We start from the raw sequence: 1623 nt of genomic DNA on the forward strand, positions 1-1623 counted from the left end.
GCCCCCTACCAACCCCTCCCCGATTGGAAATATCAAGACTTTTTGGGATGGAATGAACAGGGAGACGGAAAATTATTTTTTGGTCTTTCTGTGGAGAATGGCCGGGTCAAAAATGAAGGCAGTTTTCAGCTAAAAACCGCCTTAAAAGTGATTATCGAGCGTTTTCAGTTGCCCATGCGCTTGACGGCTAACCATAATATCATTCTCTACGAAATCGAACCCCAGGATCAGCAAGCGATCGAGGCGATCCTGAAAGAACACGGAATTGTCACCAATCCCGCCGAAATTGACCCTTTAACCCGTTATTCCATGGCCTGTCCCGCTTGGCCTACCTGTGGATTAGCGATTACTGAGTCAGAAAGAATTTTACCCCGGGTAATTGAACGCATTCGCGCCCTGCTTAATCGCTTAGGATTAAGCAAAGAGCAATTTGTCATCCGCATGACAGGATGTCCTAATGGCTGCGCGCGTCCCTATATGGCAGAATTAGGATTTGTGGGTAGCGCTCCCAATTCCTACCAACTCTGGTTAGGAGGAACAGCCGATCAAACTCGACTAGCGCGCCCCTATTTGGATAAAATGGCGATCGATGATCTAGAAAAGGTCTTAGAACCGATTTTCGTTTACTTCCAACAGGATCAACAAAATAACGAGACCTTCGGAGAATTCTGTCATCGAGTCAATTTCCCTGCTTTACAAGCATTTTCAGCCACCTACACACCTAAAATGACCGAAACTACTACTACTGAATCAAAACCCAAACGCGTGCGTAAAAATCAAAACCGTGTCAGCGTCCCCGATGATATGTTTGTCCGTCTCAAGGAAGCTTCGGAAACGGAAAAACGGCCGATGAATCAAATCATCAATGAGGCGCTAGAGGCCTATTTCAGCCAAAAATCCTAATCAGTTATCAAGGTGGGACTTAACCCACCTTTTTTTAATTAGTATATTCATAGGGTCGGTCTGTCGAAAAAATCATAGTCCATCACATCATCTTGGTTACGCGATATGGTGCAACAATTGGGGCAGTTTCTCAACCCTCAAGCGGGAAGTATAGAGGAATATCAGAAGTTTTTATCAGAAGTCTTACAAGCAGAATATGACAGTAATAGCGATCCTACGGTGGTTTATCCTATCCTACAACGCGGTCAACATCTGTTAGATGATATCTTTGCCCAACTGTTGCAACAATGGGCTAGAAATGTGTTTTCTCAAAGGAAACCAGAAGAAGTGGCGGGTATTGTCGGGGTGATTCAGAATTTATGTGTTGATATTCAAAATTTTCCCTTGGGAAGTCGGGCTAATAATCTAGAAATCGCTATTACAGGCTATCAAACGGTTTTAGAAGTAAGAACCCGTGATGCTTTTCCTTATGAATGGGCAAGCGTACAAAATAATCTGGGGAATGCTTATAATAAGCGCATCAGAGGGGAAAGAGCAGATAATCTAGAGTTAGCTATTGTTGCTTATAACCAGTCTTTAGAAGTCTATACCCGTGATGCTTTTCCTTATGAATGGGCAAACACACAAAATAATCTGGGTACTGCTTATAGTAATCGCATCAGAGGGGAAAGAGCGGATAATTTAGAGTTAGCTATTGTTGCTTATAACCAGTCATTAGAA

The 1623-nt window shown here is 43.1% G+C and carries 1 protein-coding gene and 1 pseudogene; both read left to right on the top strand.

Features of this window, described 5'->3' with window-relative positions; all coding sequences use genetic code 11:
- The coding region (locus tag PX482_RS22495; protein ID WP_502888574.1) for a ferredoxin-like domain-containing protein at nucleotides 1–903 on the top strand (903 nt) is incomplete at its 5' end.
- A gap of 105 nt (nucleotides 904–1008) precedes the next feature.
- A pseudogene (locus tag PX482_RS22500) lies at nucleotides 1009–1623 on the top strand (tetratricopeptide repeat protein); the annotation flags it as partial.

Origin of the sequence: Microcystis sp. M53602_WE12 (assembly GCF_030065455.1) — a bacterium.
Taxonomy (GTDB): domain Bacteria; phylum Cyanobacteriota; class Cyanobacteriia; order Cyanobacteriales; family Microcystaceae; genus Microcystis; species Microcystis aeruginosa.